The organism is Paenibacillus thailandensis, assembly GCF_042685365.1.
GTDB lineage: Bacteria > Bacillota > Bacilli > Paenibacillales > Paenibacillaceae > Paenibacillus_AP > Paenibacillus_AP thailandensis.
Map to the genome: position 1 here is coordinate 22739 of NZ_JBHUMY010000027.1, position 17069 is coordinate 39807.

General features: G+C 59.9%; 15 protein-coding genes and 1 tRNA gene. 11 read left to right on the forward strand and 5 right to left on the reverse strand.

All coding sequences use genetic code 11. The features are described from left to right. The first annotated feature begins 13 nt into the window (after positions 1-13). From cobU to ACFSW5_RS19145, 6 genes are all read left to right on the forward strand, one after another. Entirely contained in the window at positions 14-607 is a 594-nt protein-coding gene (gene cobU / locus ACFSW5_RS19120; protein ID WP_379276558.1) for a bifunctional adenosylcobinamide kinase/adenosylcobinamide-phosphate guanylyltransferase, read from the forward strand. Then, a complete protein-coding gene (cbiB, locus tag ACFSW5_RS19125; protein WP_379276561.1) occupies positions 604-1584 on the forward strand; it encodes an adenosylcobinamide-phosphate synthase CbiB in 981 nt (326 codons plus the stop codon). The genes cobU and cbiB overlap by 4 nt, the downstream gene beginning before the upstream one ends. Next, on the forward strand, positions 1566-2390 hold the full coding sequence (gene cobS, locus ACFSW5_RS19130) for an adenosylcobinamide-GDP ribazoletransferase (RefSeq protein WP_379276564.1): 825 nt from the start codon (positions 1566-1568) through the stop codon (positions 2388-2390). The genes cbiB and cobS overlap by 19 nt, the downstream gene beginning before the upstream one ends. 29 nt (positions 2391-2419) lie before the next feature. Further along, positions 2420-3508, forward strand: coding sequence for a threonine-phosphate decarboxylase CobD (cobD, locus tag ACFSW5_RS19135; protein WP_379276566.1), 1089 nt, complete (start codon positions 2420-2422; stop codon positions 3506-3508). 170 nt (positions 3509-3678) lie between these two features. Further along, positions 3679-5211, forward strand: coding sequence for a cobyric acid synthase (locus ACFSW5_RS19140; RefSeq protein WP_379276568.1), 1533 nt, complete (start codon positions 3679-3681; stop codon positions 5209-5211). After that, positions 5208-5927, forward strand: coding sequence for an adenosylcobinamide amidohydrolase (locus ACFSW5_RS19145; RefSeq protein ID WP_379276570.1), 720 nt, complete (start codon positions 5208-5210; stop codon positions 5925-5927). The genes ACFSW5_RS19140 and ACFSW5_RS19145 overlap by 4 nt, the downstream gene beginning before the upstream one ends. Before the next feature lie 14 nt (positions 5928-5941). Here the strand turns inward: ACFSW5_RS19145 and ACFSW5_RS19150 are convergent, their stop codons facing one another. After that, positions 5942-7156 carry a nitrate/nitrite transporter gene (locus ACFSW5_RS19150; protein WP_379276572.1) on the reverse strand — a complete coding sequence of 405 codons (1215 nt, stop codon included), beginning with the start codon at positions 7154-7156 and terminating at the stop codon, positions 5942-5944. 608 nt (positions 7157-7764) lie between these two features. Here ACFSW5_RS19150 and ACFSW5_RS19155 point away from each other — a divergent pair. The 5 genes from ACFSW5_RS19155 (at position 7765) to mobB (ending at position 14681) form a co-directional block, all read left to right on the forward strand. Then, positions 7765-9036, forward strand: coding sequence for a molybdopterin molybdotransferase MoeA (locus ACFSW5_RS19155; RefSeq protein WP_379276575.1), 1272 nt, complete (start codon positions 7765-7767; stop codon positions 9034-9036). A gap of 43 nt (positions 9037-9079) precedes the next feature. Then, positions 9080-11221: an FAD-dependent oxidoreductase gene (locus ACFSW5_RS19160; RefSeq protein WP_379276577.1), complete on the forward strand. Its 2142-nt coding sequence runs from the start codon at positions 9080-9082 to the stop codon at positions 11219-11221. Beyond that, positions 11211-13307, forward strand: a complete 2097-nt coding sequence (gene nasC / locus ACFSW5_RS19165) for an assimilatory nitrate reductase catalytic subunit NasC (RefSeq protein ID WP_379276580.1) — start codon at positions 11211-11213, stop codon at positions 13305-13307. Before ACFSW5_RS19160 ends, nasC begins: the two co-directional genes overlap by 11 nt. 85 nt (positions 13308-13392) lie before the next feature. Beyond that, complete coding sequence (gene mobA, locus ACFSW5_RS19170) at positions 13393-14022, forward strand: molybdenum cofactor guanylyltransferase (RefSeq protein ID WP_379276582.1); 630 nt, start codon at positions 13393-13395, stop codon at positions 14020-14022. A gap of 53 nt (positions 14023-14075) precedes the next feature. Further along, positions 14076-14681, forward strand: coding sequence for a molybdopterin-guanine dinucleotide biosynthesis protein B (gene mobB / locus ACFSW5_RS19175; protein ID WP_379276584.1), 606 nt, complete (start codon positions 14076-14078; stop codon positions 14679-14681). Here the strand turns inward: mobB and ACFSW5_RS19180 are convergent. The 4 genes from ACFSW5_RS19180 to ACFSW5_RS19195 all read right to left on the reverse strand — a co-directional run bounded on the left by ACFSW5_RS19180 (position 14665) and on the right by ACFSW5_RS19195 (position 16987). Next, positions 14665-15228 carry a GNAT family N-acetyltransferase gene (locus tag ACFSW5_RS19180; protein WP_379276586.1) on the reverse strand — a complete coding sequence of 188 codons (564 nt, stop codon included), beginning with the start codon at positions 15226-15228 and terminating at the stop codon, positions 14665-14667. The two genes, mobB and ACFSW5_RS19180, sit on opposite strands and share 17 nt — an antisense overlap. Positions 15229-15243: 15 nt before the next feature. Continuing rightward, entirely contained in the window at positions 15244-15723 is a 480-nt protein-coding gene (locus tag ACFSW5_RS19185) for a tetratricopeptide repeat protein (protein ID WP_379276588.1), read from the reverse strand. Between the two features lie 15 nt (positions 15724-15738). Then, positions 15739-16719 (reverse strand): tRNA glutamyl-Q(34) synthetase GluQRS, encoded by a 981-nt coding sequence (gene gluQRS, locus ACFSW5_RS19190; protein ID WP_379276591.1) that lies wholly within the window; start codon positions 16717-16719, stop codon positions 15739-15741. A 191-nt stretch (positions 16720-16910) separates the two neighbouring features. Next, positions 16911-16987: transfer RNA gene (locus tag ACFSW5_RS19195), tRNA-Asp, on the reverse strand. Positions 16988-17069 lie beyond the last annotated feature (82 nt).

Consider the following 17069-nt stretch of genomic DNA (forward strand, 5'->3'; position numbering starts at 1 on the left):
GAGGGGCCTTGCGATGGCGGTACTTGTAACGGGCGGCGCCCGCAGCGGCAAAAGCTCCTTTGCCGAAGCGTACGCGGAGCGCAGCGGGGATAGCGGCATTTATGTGGCAACCTCGCGGATTTGGGATGAAGAAATGGCGGAGCGGGTCGCGAACCACCGGCTGGACCGTGAACGTTCGGGCTTTCCTTGGCGCACGGTCGAGGAGCCGCTTGACCTGGCAGGCGTCTTGGCTGGCATTAAGGGAGAGCTTGACCGTCATCTTCGGTCAGACGAGGCTCGGCCCCCCGTCGTTCTGATCGATTGCTTGACGTTATGGCTGTCGAATTGGATGTTCAAGCTGGAGGAAGACGGGCTTCCGGACAAGCGGCTGAACGAAGAATACCGAAAGCTGGCGGAAGCGGTCGAGGGTTATCCGTATCCGCTTCTATTGGTTACGAACGAAGTAGGCGGCGGCGTCGTGCCGGCATATCCGCTCGGCCGCCGGTTCCGCGACGAAGCGGGAAGGCTTAACCGGCTGATGGCGCAGCTTTGCGACCGCGTCTTTCTGGTCACGGCGGGTATCCCGGTCGAATTGAAATCGATCGCTTTCAAATGGGAGAATTTATGATTTTTTATTCGCTGCAAGAAATGTTGCTGATTATAGCCGCGGCTATCGCCATCGATTGGATCGTCGGCGATCCGAAATGGCCGACCCATCCCGTTATATGGATTGGTCGGCTTATTCGCCGTTTGGAGCGGCGGCTGCGCCCGGAAGGGACGGCGGAAACGGAAGGGCGGGCAAGGCGCGCGGGCGTCCTTCTGACGCTTATTACGCTCGCCGCGTCGTTCTCGGCTGCGTGGGCGGTAACGGCGCTCTGCGCGTGGGTTCATCCTTGGCTCGGTTACGCCGCCAGCGCCTGGCTCGTATCGACGACGATCGCCGTGAAAGGACTGAAGGACGCGGCCATGCTGGTGTATAAGCCGTTAACCCAAGGCAAGCTGGAGGAAGCGAGAACTTATGCGGGCCATATTGTCGGACGGGATACGGACCGTTTGACGGAGGGAGAAGCGGCCAGGGCGGCGATCGAGACGGTTGCCGAAAATACGGTCGACGCTTTGGTGTCGCCGCTCGTCTTCGCGCTCCTTGGCGCAGCGCCGCTTGCGATGCTGTACCGGGCCGCCAATACGCTTGATTCGATGGTCGGCTACCGGAACGAAACCTATCTTCATTTCGGCTGGTGTTCGGCCAGGACGGACGACGCGCTGAATTATGTTCCGGCGCGGCTTGCCGGTCTGCTCATGGTTGTATCGGCGGCGCTGCTTCCGCGCATGTCTCCTGTTGGGGCGTTACGGGCCGTCCTTCGTTTCGCACGCAAGCATCCAAGCCCGAACAGCGGCATTCCGGAGTCGGCAGCAGCCGGCGCGATGGGCATCGAGCTTGGCGGGCTTAATTATTATTTCGGCCGGCCGAGCGAGCGGGCGCGTATGGGCTGGCCGAAGCGGCCGATTGCCCCGGCGCATATTCTCGGGGCGATTCGGCTGCTGTATGCGGTAAGCGTATGCTTATGGGGAGGGGCGTTGATCGGATGGCTAATCGTAACGTGAAGGGACATGTGCAGTCGCTGATCGCGGCCGTCCAGTTTTTAACGCGCATCCCCGTGCCTTTGACGGTTCCTTTCGAGGAACGGACGTTGGCGCGCAGCGTCATTTATTTTCCCGCGGCCGGAGCGTTGATCGGGATTGTATCGGCATGCGGGCTCGGATTGTTCGCTTGGCTGCTGCCGCCGCTCGCTGCCGCGGTTGTTGCGCTTGCCTTGTGGATCGCGTTAAGCGGCGGCCTGCATGTGGACGGCTGGATGGATACGGCGGACGGCGTGCTCAGCCATCGCTCCCGCGAGCGCATGCTCGAAATTATGAAGGACAGCCGGGTCGGCGCAATGGGAGTCATAGCGGGCGTATTGCTGCTCCTGTTCAAATTCGCTTTGCTGGCGGAGCTTGCGGAAGCCGTTCCGTCGCGGCCTTCCATGCTTGTCTGGCTCGTCGTCTGCCCGATTTGGAGCCGCTGGTGGATGGGCGCAGCGATCGCGCTTTATCCGAACGCGAGGCAAGGACAAGGCATGGGCGCTATGTTCCATGGCGTTCGGTGGCGGCATCCGGCTGCGGCTTTCGCGGCGGCGTTTCTTCTCACGGCTGCGGCTTTGAATGCAGTCGGATATTCGCTGCCGGAAGCGGCGGGCGCCGCCGCTTTATTCGCGGCGATTAGCGCCCTCACCGGACTGGCCGGCGCGTCATGGCTGGCGAGGAAGCTGGGCGGCTTGACGGGGGATACGTACGGCGCGCTGAACGAAGGGGTGGAGGTGGCGTTTCTGGCGGCGGTTATCGTCGTCTGGCGATTGATGGAGCAAGCTTAGCAGGGGTTAATAAGAGAGGAGTGTGCCTCATGCTGGAGCGTTACGGGCACGGGGGAGATTTGACAACGGCGGCCGAGGCGTACGGCCGCCAAGAAGACGAGTTCGTCGACTTCAGCTCGAACATGAATCCGCTTGGTCCGCCCGAAGCGGTTCGCCGGGAGCTGGTCCGATATGCGGAACGGATTGCGGCTTATCCCGATCCGGCCGTCAGAAGGCTGAGAGCGAAGCTGGCGGCCCGCTACGGCATAAGCGAGGAGGCGATCCTGGCCGGCAACGGCGCCGCCGAGCTGATCGACTTGGCCGTAAGGGCGTTTCGTCCCGGGACGGTGGCGCTGCCTATGCCGTCCTTCGGCGAATATGCGGACGCCGTACGAAAAGCCGGCGGGCGAATTATTCCGGTCCCGCTTCGGCCGGAGTCGGATTTTACGCTGGACGAGAGAGCTTTCGCCGAAGCGGAATCGGCAAGCTCGGCCGACATGCTGTTTATCGGCTCGCCGAATAATCCGACCGGCAGGCTTGCCGACCCTTCGCTTATTTTAAAGCTGGCGGAGCGTGGCGGCATCGTTATCGTCGACGAGGCGTTTATCGATTTCGTTCCCGATGAAGAACGATACACGTTAATCCGAGAAGCCGCCGTACGGCCGAATTTGTTCGTCATCCGTTCGATGACGAAGTTTTATGCCGTTCCCGGAATCCGGCTTGGATACATGGTGGGCTCTCCTGCGGGGCTTGACCGTTTGCGCGGGCTGCAAATTCCATGGAGCGTCAACTCGCTTGCGCAGCGGATCGGCGAAGCGGTGCTGGACGACGCGGCGTTCGCCGCGGAGACGCATCGCTGGCTGCAGCGGGAAAAGCCGCGGCTCGCCGGTAAACTGAAGCAGCTCGGGATGCATGTTTATCCGAGCGACGCCAATTATTTGCTTGCCCGTCTGCCGGAAGCGGAAGGGCTGACGGCGGCCAGCTTGCAGCGGGAAATGGGGCGGCGGGGCGTGCTTATACGCGACGCTTCCCGTTTTGACGGTCTGGACGGCCGCTACTGCCGGTTTGCCGTCAAGCTGCGGGAGCACAACGATAGGCTGGCGGCTGCGCTCGGAGAATGTTTGCGCCTTTTTCTCTAATATTTATCCTGAGCTTCGGCCTATAAGGTTGATATAGGAAACGCAGCTTTGGCTCATCGCTTAGAGACGGGCAAGCCATTCGTACGGACAAGCCATTCATTCTGACAAAGGAAGGACGTGCGCGCGGGATGAGCAGTTTAAATACGAGTGTCCCTCGAGGAAAAACGATCATGGTGCAAGGAACGGCGTCCGATGTCGGCAAAAGCATTATTACCGCGGCGTTGTGCCGCATATTCAAGCAGGACGGATGGCGGGTCGCGCCGTTTAAATCGCAAAATATGTCGCTGAATTCCTACGTCACCTGGGACGGCCGCGAGATCGGCCGGGCGCAAGGGATGCAGGCGGATGCTTGCGGCATATTGGCGACGACCGATATGAACCCGATATTGCTGAAGCCCGTACGGGAGATGGCGTCCCAAGTCGTCGTGCACGGCAAGCCGCTGCGGGATTACGACGCGCGCGAATACCGGGAACGCTATTTGCCGACGGCCGAACGGATCGTTTGCGAAGCGCTGGACCGGCTCCGGTCCGCTTATGACGTCGTCGTGCTCGAAGGAGCGGGGAGCCCGGCCGAGATCAATCTGAAGGACCGGGACATCGTCAACATGCGCATGGCCGGTTGGGCGGACGCTCCCGTAATTCTTGTCGCCGACATCGACCGCGGCGGCGTGTTCGCGTCGATCGTCGGCACGATGGAGCTGCTTGAGCCGGAGGAGCGGGAGCGTGTGGTCGGCTTTGTCATCAACAAGTTCAGAGGCGACCCGGCTTTGCTTCAGCCCGGCCTGGATTGGCTCGAAGTCCGGACCGGGAAGCCGGTTATCGGCGTGCTGCCCTATATGCCCCGTCTCGATTTGGAGGACGAGGATTCGTTGTCTCTGGACAACCGGCGAACGGCCGACGAGCAGGATGAGGAAACCGCCGCAAAGCTGGATGGCTTTCTCGATATTGCCGTCATCCGGCTGCCGCGAATCTCCAACTTTACCGACATCGACCCGCTTCGCGCCGAACCGGACGTCAAGGTGCGGTTTGTCGGCAGCGGGGAAGCATGGGGATGTCCCGATGCGGTCATTATTCCCGGCAGCAAAAACACGGTAGAAGATCTGGAGTGGCTGCGGACGAGCGGATTGGCCGCCCGCATTAAGCGGCATGCGGAAGACGGGGGCTTCTTGGCCGGCATATGCGGCGGTTACGAAATGATGGGCCGCAAGCTGCTAGATCCGCTTGGCGTCGAGTCGGACCGCGGCGAAGCGGAAGGACTTGGATTGTTTCCGTTTCATATCCGGTTCGCCGAACGGAAACGGACGGTGCGGGTATCCGGGACAACTTCTTTGTATGGCGAAGCCCCCGTGGAAGGGTATGAGATCCATATGGGGGATGCGGAGTTCGAAGCGCCGGCGCTGCATCCGTTCCGGTTAAAAGCGATCGTTGCAAGCGGAGAAAGCAGCTTGTACGAGGAAGGGGTGCGCTCGCCCGACGGCAAAGTATGGGGGACGTTCATGCACGGCGTCATGAACAACGACGAGTTTCGCCGCGGCTGGCTGAACGAGCTGCGCCAAGCGAAAGGCTTATCCGCGCTGCCTGTCGGTTGCCGTTACCATGACCGAAGAGAGGAAGCGTTCGACCGATTGGCGGAGCATGCGCGGAAACATTTGAACATGGAGTACATATACGGGCTGCTCGGGCGGAAGGAGGAACGCGATTGAGCCAGCCATTTCGCCGGGGAGAACGCGTTTACGCACCGCACTGTATGGAAGACGTCCGGTTCAGCCTGCTGCCTGACCGGATCGAAGCTGCATCTCCTTCGCCGATGCGTATTTTGAGCAGCGCCGTTCATCTGGGCGGATATGCGGCCGCCGACCGCATCGTCAACTGGAAAGTTCCGCTGCATTATCAATGTCTGGACCCGGTTGCCGATACGGTCGCCCAGCTTCGAAAGTGGAATTATGACCCGGAAAGAACGGCAGCTTTGTTGACGGCGGCCAAGCTGACGCATGCTTCGCTGCAAGAGGAGGAGGGAGGTCAATTCGCGGCCGTCTGCTGCGCGACCGCCGGTACGAGCAACGCCGCTTCAGCGGGCAGCTGGCGCGAGACGTTCTCGGCCTATTCGCCGGGAACGATCAATATTATCGTCCTGATCGACGGCCACATGACGGATGGGGCGATAGTAAACGGCATTATAACGATAACCGAGGCGAAATCGGCCGCGCTGCGGGATCTGGGGATCCGGGACGAGACGACCGGAAAGGCGGCAACCGGCACGACGACCGACGCCGTTGTGCTCGGAACGCGCTCGAGCGGCCGTTATCAAGCCGTACACCCGTATGCCGGCGGGGCGACAACGATCGGAAACGCAATCGGCCGCCTTGTATACGAAGCCGTATACGAGGCGGCGCGAACGCAGCACGAGAACTCATGTTAACTAAACTGACGCTTTTAGGCTTGCACGCGGGCTTTGCCGCCTTGGGCAAGCCATTTTGTTTTCCATTGGCCTTGCACGACAAACATCATGACGACGCACAGCAAGGCAATGGCGCTCAAAATCAGGAAGCCCGGCGTGTAAGATCCGGTCTGCTGATAGACGTTGCCCAGAATAATCGGCAGCAAATATCCGCCGATGCCTCCGGCTGCGCCAACGATGCCGGTCATCAGGCCGATTTCGTTGCCGAAACGCTGCGGCACAAGCTGGAATACCGAGCCGTTGCCCATTCCGAGGCACATCATGGCGATGAACAGCAGGCCAAGCACGACATATTGCGGCGGAATGGACGATACAAGGGCAAACATGATGCCCGCCGCCGCATACAGGATAATGAGCATGCGGATGCCGCCGATCCGGTCGGACAGGTAACCTCCGACCGGCCGGAAGAAGCTCCCCGCGATGACGCAGAAGGTCGTAAAGTCAGCCGCCTGTACGGCGGAAAGTCCGTACTGCTGGTTGAAGAAGATCGTCAAGTAGTTGGACAGACCGACGAATCCGCCGAACGTCACGCTGTACATAATGCAGAACAGCCAAGCGTCGCGCTGTTTCAAAATGCCGGCGTACTCGGATAGCTTTTTGGGCGCCGGGCGGTTCGGGCTTTCCTTGGCGAAAACGGTAAACACGATCAGCGCGACGGCAATCGGAATGATCGCCAGTCCGAACACGACTTCCCAGCTGCCGTAATGCTGCGCAAGCCGGTTGGCGAACAGGGTGGAAATCACGGTTCCGCTGTTGCCGGCGCCGGCAATGCCCATCGCAAGCCCTTGATATTGCGGCGGGTACCAGCGGCTGGCGAGCGGCAGAGCGGCCGCAAACGACGCTCCCGCTACGCCAAGAAGCAGCGCAACGATGTACAAATCGCCAAGCGAGTCCACGAACCTCCAGCCCCATACGAGCGGAACCATCGTAACGAGCATTCCGATCTGGCCCGTGCGTTTCGGACCGATATAGTCGGTCAGGAAACCGAACACGAGCCGGAGAATCGAGCCGCCGAGCACCGGCAGCGCCACGAGGTTCGCTTTTTGAGCGGGGCTCATCTCATAGTCTCCGGCGATAATGACGGCGAGCGATCCGAGCAGCACCCATACCATAAAGCTAAAGTCGAAATAAAGAAACGCACTGAACAAGGAGGGCTTATGCCCGCTTTTCCAAAAGCTTTTTTGTTCCATTCTAATCTTCTCCCTTCAAAAAATGTCTTTCTAGGCTCCCCTGCAACTCCTGTATGTTGTAAAACAAAAAAGCCGCAATTCGCCCGTTAAAGATGGACAAACCGCGGCCTCGCTGCCGATGGCGCTACATCGTTGTCGCGCCGAACGTTCACTGCTTTGTGAACTCTAGCTGAATTATAGAGGGCAGCTCCATATGATGTCAACTAACCTTACGCAAAAATTTTTAAATTAAATGGCGAAGATGGGTATATCGGTTGATTTCGTCATATTGTCATTTTTCTTATGTTATTTATATTGACATAAACGCCGAGCAGTACTATAGTCGAACTATACGAACGGAAGAAATTTGTCCTCCCCGTTGAGGACGAACCGTTTGGCGTTGAATGAAAGGCCTCTATATAAGGTGAAAGGTTTAAAGCTCTATAAACTTTTGAGAACTTTGAACGAGCTTGCTCAACTATAAAATCAAATACGACCGGCACAACGGCGTGCCGATTTTCGGCGAAGAAGCCCGTTTCCTGTACGTACAGGGACGGGTTTTTATGCTTTAATCGGCCGGTATGCGGTCCAGTTAAACTTATTTGCTTATAGAAAGAAGGCGGGAGATCATGTCTCTGGATCAACTAACTCTGTTGCGCGGCGCCCGCGTCGAAGAAGCGGTTCATGCGTTATGCGGCCATGTGCATGCCGGGCGGACGGAGACGGTCTCCTTGACGGAAGCGATCGGGAGAACGTTGGCATACCCGTTTTATACGCCTTTTCCGATGCCTCCCTTCTGCCGGGCGGCCATGGACGGCTATGCGGTGAGGGCGGATGAAACGCTGTCCGCATCCGAAGCGAGCCCGGCGGTGCTGAACGTTTGCGGGCGGCGATTGCCGGGAACGGGCGATCCGCTGCCCGGAGCCGAGAAGCCGATGCAAGCGGTCCGCATCTTTACGGGAGCGGTAATGCCGGAAGGATACGATACCGTTCTGATGCAGGAAGCGGTGCCGAACGGCCCCTCCGATGGAACGGAGCCGGAATTCATCAAGCTTGTGCGGCCTTGCCGGCGGGGGGAGCATGTCGCGCTTGCCGGCGAGGATATGGAAGCGAGAACCCTTGCGCTTGACGAAGGGGTTGTGATCGGCGCCAAGGAAGTCGCGATTCTCGCTTCTTACGGATCGAACCGGATTGCCGTCCGCGTAAAGCCGCGCATGGCCGTATTGCCCGTAGGAGACGAGCTGGCCGTGCCGGGTCTGGCGAGAGGAAATGAGCAAATCTATGACGCGAACGGCTTTATGGCGGAAGCTCGCTTGATGGAGCTTGGAGCGGAGGTCGTCCGCTTTCGTCCGATTCCCGACCGTCCGCAAGCGATCGAGGAGGCGATCCGGTCGGCGATGGAGCTGGCCGATATTGTCATCACGACCGGCGGCGTCTCGGTAGGCGCCCACGACTATGCAGCGGAGGCGGCGGTTCGGGCAGGCGGCGTTCCTTTATTCCGGAAAGTATTGATGCGCCCCGGGAAGCCTACGTCGGCTTTCACAAGCCGGAACGGCTTGATCGTCTGCCTGTCGGGGAATCCGTCGGCTTGTTACGCGGGGTTGGAGCTGCTTGTCGCCCCTATTGTCAGGAAAGCGTCCGGCCGGCTTCAATACGACAACCGAATCGTTACCGGCATTTTGACGGAGGAGGTCGCCAAGCCTTGTCCGCTGACCCGATACGTCCGCTCTTCCTTATCGTTCTCGGACGGACTGGTGAAGATAACGCCGCTTGGCCGCGACAAAGCGGGCAATATTGCGGCGTTCGCGCATACGGACGCTTTCGCCGTTATCCCGGCAGGCAGCCGCGGGGCTTCGGCAGGCTCCGCGATACAAGCGGTGCTGCTGAACCGCGGCGGATAGCATCCGTTGTCCAGCAAGCTTATCGACAGGAGGATTTGAAACGATGTCCAAATTAAAGCTGCTCGTGATCGGGAACGGCATGGCCGGAGTGAAATGCGTCGAGGAACTGCTTCGGCTGGCGCCGGACCTGTACGAGATTACGATTATCGGGAGCGAACCCCATCCCAACTATAACCGGGTCATGCTCTCCAAGGTGTTGCAAGGAAATTGTTCGATCGAAGACATTGTCATTAACGATTGGAGCTGGTATGAGAAAAACGGCATCCGGCTCCTGACCGGCGTCACGGCGACCCGCATAGATACGGCCGGCAAGCGGGTGGAAACGTCCGACGGCACGGCATGGCCTTACGATCGGCTTATTCTGGCGACCGGCTCCGCGGCTTTTATCCCGCCCATTCCCGGTGCGGAGAAAAAAGGGGTGAGCGTCTTCCGCAGCGTCGAGGATTGCGAGCGGCTGATGGAGGCGGCGGGCAAGCACCGCAGGGCGGCCGTAATCGGCGGCGGGCTGCTGGGCCTGGAGGCGGCGCGGGGGCTGCTCCATCTCGGCATGGAAACGACAGTTGTCCATAACGCGCCGTATATTATGAACCGGCAGCTGGACCGGATTCCGGCGGAAATGCTGCAATCCGAGCTGGAGCGTCAGGGAATGCGGTTCCTGCTTGGCAAACGTACCGAGCGGATTACGGGCTTTACGCGGGCGGATGGGCTCCGTTTTACCGACGGAACGTCGCTCGACGCCGGCTTGGTCGTGCTGGCCGTCGGGATCAAGCCGCGCATCGAGCTCGCGGAAGGGACCCGGCTTGCCGTCAATCATGCCTTTATCGTGAACGACTATTTGCAGACGAACGTTCCGGATATTTACGCCGTCGGCGAGTGTGCCGAGCACCGAGGTATCGCGTACGGGCTGGTCGCCCCGCTATACGAGCAGGGCAAAGTGCTGGCCCGCGTGTTAAGCGGCATGAAAACCGAGCCATACCGGGGATCGGTCCCGTCGGCGCAGCTGAAAATTTCCGGCATCGACGTTTTTTCGGCGGGGAATATCCAGCAAGGGGACGGCGAAACCGCCTATCAGTCGTATGACGCGCTGCGCGGAACGTACAAAAAGGTGGTCATGTCCGGCGGCAAAATAACGGGAGCCATTCTGTACGGCGACATTTCGGAGTCAAGCGAGTGGGTGGCGCATGTGAAGCGCGGCACCGACGCCGAAGCGCTGCTGCTGCGCAAGGCGGAGAACGGAGCCGTTGCGGAAGCGGCCGAGCGGCTGTCCGATTCGGACATCGTCTGCTCCTGCAACGGCGTTTGCAAATCGGTCATCGTCGACGCCGTTTGCAACGAAGGGTTAAAGACTGCGGACGAAGTCAAAGAGAGGACGAAAGCGTCGGGCTCCTGCGGCGGCTGCAGGCCGGTCGTCGAGTCGGTCATTCGGCTGGCGGTGCGGGAGGGCGGCTCATCAAGCAGAGAAAAGGCGATGCCGGTATGCCGGTGCAGCAGCCTGACCCCGAGCGAGTTCAAAGCGGCCGTGCTGGACATAAGCGGAACGATGCCGCCGCTTGGCTGCCCGGTTTGCCGCAGCGCCGCGGGCTATTACTTGTCGCTGCAGTCGTCGGCTGACGGCCCGGGAGGTCCGCTGGCCGGCGAGGAAAGCCTCGGCGAGCCGCAGCTAGCCGTCCGGGCTTCGCTTGCAGCTGAAGCGGAACAGGCCGCGCGCGAAACGGCCGACCGGCTGCGTGCCGCCGTCGGGCGGCTCTCTTGGCCCGCGCGGACGACGGCGGCCGTATCGGCCTCGCCCCGGCTGCAAGCCGGCGTGCCGGTCAGCTCGGTCGGCATTGCCGGAACGCCCGCCGGCTGGGAGGTCTATGCCGGAGGCTTCGACGAGCTGCCGGTAAGGCAAGCGGAATTGATCGGTTTTGCTTTATCGGCGGAGCAGGCGCTGGAGTTCGCTTTTGCTTGTCTGGAATGGTACAGGGATACCGCGTATTGGGGAGAGCCGGTCTGGAAGTGGCTGGAGCGTACCGGATTGACCGCGGTTCGGGAACGGCTGCTGGATGCCGGGATTCGCGGGGAGCTTTCGCTTCGGCTGGAAGGCAGGCTCCGCAAATGGGAGAATGCCGACTCTTCAGGCGACGGTTCCGGCCCGGAAGACGGCGCGGCATTATCGGAGAGGAGTGTCGTACATGAAGCTTGATTGGAAGGCGGAAAGCATGGATACGCAATGCCCGTTCTGCAGCGTTCAATGCAAAATGACCGTAAAGCCGCAGCCCGGAGCGGCTGCAGGGGCAATGGATTATATAACGGAAGGCCGAATGAACGCGGCGTCGGAAGGGCGGCTGTGCGTCAAGGGGATGAATGCCATCCAGCATGCGGAAAGCCCGGAGCGGCTGCTTACGCCGATGGTCAAGTCGAACGGGCGCTTCGTCCGGGCGAGTTGGGAGGAAGCGCTGGATCGAATCGTTTCCCGGTGGCAGGCGATCCGCGAGGAGAACGGGAACGACGCCGTCGGCGTATACGGCGGCGGGTCGCTGACGAACGAAAGCGCCTATCTGCTCGGAAAATTCGCCCGAATTGCGCTCGGGACGCGTTACATCGATTATAACGGGAGGTTCTGCATGTCGGCGGCGGCTTCGGCCGGCGTGAAGACGTTTGGCGTCGACAGGGGCTTAACGAATCGACTGGATGAAATTCCGCTGGCGAAATGCATTATTTTGGCGGGAACGAACATTGCGGAATGCCAGCCGACGCTCATGCCTTACTTCACGAAAGCGCGGGATAACGGCGCGTTTATGATCGTCATCGATCCGCGCGAGACGGCAACGGCGGAGCTGGCGGATTTGCATTTGAAGGTGAAGCCGGGAACGGACGCGGTTCTGGTCAGCGCGATGCTGAAAATGATCGTGGACGAAGGATGGATCGACGAAGCGTTTATTCGGGAGCGGACCAATGGGTTCGAGCACATGAAGGAGAAGCTTGGAGAGCTCCGGCTTGACGATTGCGCGAAGGTTACGGGTGTCGAGCTGAGAGACATCCGCAAGGCAGCCGCCGCCTACGCGCTGGCGGAGACCGGCATGATTTTCACGGCGCGCGGCGTGGAGCAGCATGCGGACGGCCATATGGCGGTGCGCAATTATTTGAACATGGCGCTCGTATGCGGCAAGATCGGACGGGAAGGATGCGGTTACGGCGCGGTTACCGGCCAGGGCAACGGCCAAGGGGGACGGGAGCACGGGCAAAAGGCCGATCAGCTCCCCGGCTACCGGCTGATCGAAAACGAGCGGGACCGCGCCGCCGTGGCCGCCGTTTGGGGCGTTCCGGCGGAGGAGCTTCCGGGCAAAGGCGTCTCGGCGTATGAAATGATGGAGCTCGTTCATAAGCGGGATATCCGCTCCTTGTTCGTCATGGGCTCCAATCCGGTCGTTTCCAACCCGCAGGCCGGCTTCGTCGAAGAAGGGTTGAAGCGGCTCGATTTTCTCGTGGTGGCCGATATGTTCATGTCCGAAACGGCGGCAATGGCCGACGTCGTCTTGCCGGTAACGTCCTATCTCGAGAACGAAGGGACGTTGACCAATCTGGAAGGCCGCGTCCTGCTCCGCGAAGCGGGGCGGCCGGCGCCGGGAGAAGCGCGGCACGACTGGCAAATCTTGTGCGAGCTTGCGTCGAGGCTGGATAAAGCGCCGTATTTTTCGTTTGATTCCGCGGAGGCGATCTTCAACGAGCTGCGGGCGGCAAGCCGGGGCGGAGCGGCCGATTATTACGGCATCACGTACGAGAGGCTGCGCAGGGAGGAAGGCGTCTATTGGCCGTGCCCGGACGAGAATCATCCCGGCACGCCGCGGCTGTTTGCGGATAAGTTCGCGCACGCCGACGGCCGAGCCGTATTCGCCGAGCCGGTGCTGCAGCCCGCCGCCGAACAGGCATGCGACGATTATCCGCTTATTCTAACGAACGGCCGGCTGCTGCCGCATTATTTGACCGGAGTGCAGACGCGCCGCAGCCCAAGGCTCGCCGCCCGCGAGATGGTCAATTCGCTCGAAATCCATCCGGGCACGGCGCGCCGGTACGGGATTGAGGACGGAGCGCTTGTCGAGGTGCGCTCGAAGCGCGGCGCTTTTGTCGTCCGCTGCCGGTACCGTCCGGACATCCGGGAGGATACCGTCTTTTCGGCGATGCATTGGGGCGGCATGCAGAACGTGAATCTGGCGACGAATCCGAAGCTGGACCCGTTCTGCCGGATGCCGGATTTTAAAGCAAGCGCGGTTGCGGTCCGGCCGTTGTAACGGTAAAGAGCCGGAGACAGCTCGGATTGCCAAACGATCGGGATTGCTTGCAGGGAATCGTGCGTTTCGGAAGGAGGCAGACAGGATGGAACGGACGGAGGTAAGGATAGCCGGCGCCGGTTATGGGCTGGAAGGACTCATATTGGCCGGAGGCCAAGCGAGACGGATGGCCGGAACGGCGAAAGGGAGCTTGCTCGTAGGCGGTGTGCCGATTGCCGAAACGATCGCGTCTCAAATGAGGCGCGCGTGCGGCACGGTCGCGATCGCCGTCGCGGATATCAAGCAAGCCGCTCCGTATGCGGGGCTGAACGCCGAATTCTATATCGATCCGCAGCCGGATTGCGGTCCGCTTGGCGCGCTGCATGCGGCGTTAGAACGGTCGAAGCTCGGACTTGTATGGGTATCCGCATGCGATATGCCTTTCGCTTCGGCGAAGGCCGCTTCGGTCATGGCCGAGGCGCTCCGGGCCTCAGACGCGCAAGCGGCCGTCCCGCTCGTCGGCGGCCGGCTGCATCCGCTGCAGGCGGTGTATCGCGCCGATTGCGCGGAAGCGGCCGGCAGCTGCCTTGCGGCCGGCGATTACCGCATGCATGCGTTGCTGGAGCGTGTCCGCGTCATACGGGTGACGGAGGAGCAATTTGCACGGGAAGGAGTCGATTGCCGCTTCGTGACGAACATTAACACGCCGGAGGACTATCGTCGGCTGTTCGCCTGAGCCCCGGCGGCTAGTATGCCTAATGTCGAAGGTTTAAGGAAGGGGAGAGAACGATGGAACGAATTCAGGAACGCGAGCCTTACGTTTATCAAATTACGGGCTACAAAAACACCGGGAAAACAAGCCTCGTCTGCCGGCTGGTCGCCTTATGGAGCATTCAGGGTCTGCCGGCGGCGACGATCAAGCATGACGCCCATCATTTTCAAATCGACCGTTCCGGCAGCGATACTTGGAAGCATCAGCAGGCGGGCGCATGCTGGACGGCCATTACGTCGCGGCTGCAAACCGCCATTTTGCAGAAGGAAGCGACGGAGCTGGAGCAGCTGGCGGCGATGGCGCCGGCGGATGCGATCGTGCTGGTCGAAGGGTTTAAGCATGCCGCTTATCCGAAGCTGTTCATGGCCCGGACGGAAGAGGATTTGAAGCTGCTCGGGGAGCTGGACAACCTTGATGCGGTCGTCCTTTGGCCGGAATTGGACGCGGAGCGGGTGGCCAAGGAGACGGCTTCCGGGATTCGATTGTTCGGACGAGATGAAACGGCGAAGATCGCCGGTCATATTTTAGAGCGCATCGGCTATGCGGGAAGAGGCGGCGTCCGGAACTGCGAAGCCGCCGAGGCGGATGCCGCGATGGCGGTGCGGGCTACAGCCGGTCGTTAAGCAGCGCCCAGCGGGTATGGTCTTCCCATTCGCCGTTAATTTTCAAATAGTTGCGCGAGACCCCTTCCTGTTGGAAGCCAAGCTTCTGAACGACGCGGAGCGACGGCAGGTTAAGCGGCATGACGGCCGCTTCGATCCGATGCAGGTCCAGTCCGTCGAACGCATAGCGGATAACGGCCCGCAGCGCTTCGGTCATGTAGCCCTTGTTGCGCTCCTCGAAATCCATCCGGTAACCGAGACGGCAGGAGAGAAACGGGCCCCGTTCGATATTTTCGAGAGTGATGCAGCCGATGATCGTTTCGTCGTCTTCATCTTCTTTTTTGAACATCCATACTTGAAACATTTGGCCGTCCTCGATTTTCCGCTTATGGTTCCGAAGCATTCGGGACTGATGCTCTACGGTGTAATATTCCGGCGTGCGCAGCGGTTCCCATTGCCGGAGATGGTCTTTGTTGCGGGTGAAAAAATCGAGAACTTGCCCGGCATAGGACTCGTCCAGAAGATTCAGTTTTAGTTGTTCCGTTTGAATGACCGTTTGCGTTGTCATGAATGAATTCCCCGTTCAGTTCCAAATTTGATCCAGTTTGTCCGAGTAGAAGGCGATGGCCCGTTTGTAGTCCGTTATTCCGGGGTCGCCGCTCGTTTCGGCGATTTCGGCAAGAAGCAGCTTCATGGCTTCGGCATGATCGCCCAGGTTGTAAAGCGCCATCGCATGGAAAACGCGAAATTCGCGGCGCTCCGGATATTTCGCTCTTGCTTTGCGGAACAAGGCGTCGGCATCTTCGTAACGGCCAAGCGTCCGGTATGTGCTGCCGAGACCGAGCAAAGCTCCGCGTTCGTCTTCCTCCGGCAAGCCGATTCGGATCGCTTCCTCGTAATACGGCACCGCTTCCCGCTCCAGCCCAAGCGAATCGCAAGTCCAGGCGAGCTGGTAGAGAATCTCGGCGTTCCCCGGATTGTCGTTATGTAACGCCGACAGCAATTGTTTCGCTTCCTCGCCGTTTCCGGCTTGACGAAGCTCGATGGCGCGTTTGATCGTCATGATTGAACATCCTCTCTATTCACCGAAGGAATGCAGCTCGGCGACATTTTTTTCCGTAATCACAACAGGTTCCTTAGGCAGCTTTCCGAGATCGAACCGTTCAACCAGCTGCGAAGGCGAGATGGGCTCTTTCTCCGGATTTAACCCTGCGCGGGCGGCGAGCCAACCGGCGACTTGCTCGGGCTTGGCGCCCCGCTTACGCAGCGCGGCGATGGAAAGGTCGCCGTGGCGCTTGGCGAGCCGCTTCCCGTCCGTTCCGATAAACAGCGGGACGTGGGCGAAGCGTGGAGCCGGCAAGTCCAAAGCTTCGTACAGCATTAGCTGCCGGGTCGTGGAATCCATCAGATCGTAGCCGCGCAGCACATCCGTTATGCCCATCGCCGCATCGTCCACGACGACGGCGAGCTGATAGCTGATAATGCCGTCCGCCCGTTGAACGACGAAATCGCCGCCGGCGCCTGGGGGGAAGCGGACAGGGCCTGCCGCTCCGTCTACGAACGAGACCGGTTCTCCGGAGATTTTGAACCGCAATGACGGAGTTTTTGCAGCTGCTTTTACCAATCGTTCCTCTTCGGTAAGATACCGGCATGTCCCGGGATAAGCGGGTCCTTCGGAGGCCAGTCCGTGCGGAGCGGCGGCCACGGCAAGCAGCTCGGCACGGCTGCAATAACATGGATAGAGCAGCCCTTTGTTCTCCAATCTGCGCAGCGCTTCTTCATAGAAAGGGAGTCTTTCGCTTTGCGTGTAAGGCGCGCACGGTCCGCCGATATCCGGTCCTTCGTCCCAATCGAGCCCAAGCCAGCGCAAATCGTCCAAAGCCTGCTGCGCGTATTGGGGTTTCGAACGGGGCTTGTCGATATCTTCCATGCGGAGGATATACCGTCCATTCGAGCGGCGGATCTGCAGCCATGACAGCAGAGCTGTCCATGCGTTGCCGATATGCATTTCGCCGGAAGGCGTAGGGGCGAATCGCCCGCGGACCGGAGTTGCCGCCATATGAGCATCGTCCTTTCTAAAAAGATAAGAATATATACGTTTTCGTTAGAAGTTATCTTATATTTCTTGCCGAAACGATTTCGTCTTTATGACTTGGATTGAGAAGAGCGTTTCGGCTTGCAAGACAAAAAAAGTTAAGCGAAAAAACGAGCAGGGAGGCTGAACTCTCTGCTCGTGCATTTGAAATATAGTGGCGGAGCTGACGGGATTCGAACCCGCGGTCTCCTGCGTGACAGGCAGGCATGTTAGGCCTCTACACCACAGCTCCAGGAACAACACAAGTTCGATTCTACCACGATCGACGATTTCCGCGCAACCATTATTTATTATTGCTCCGTTTTATCGCTTGT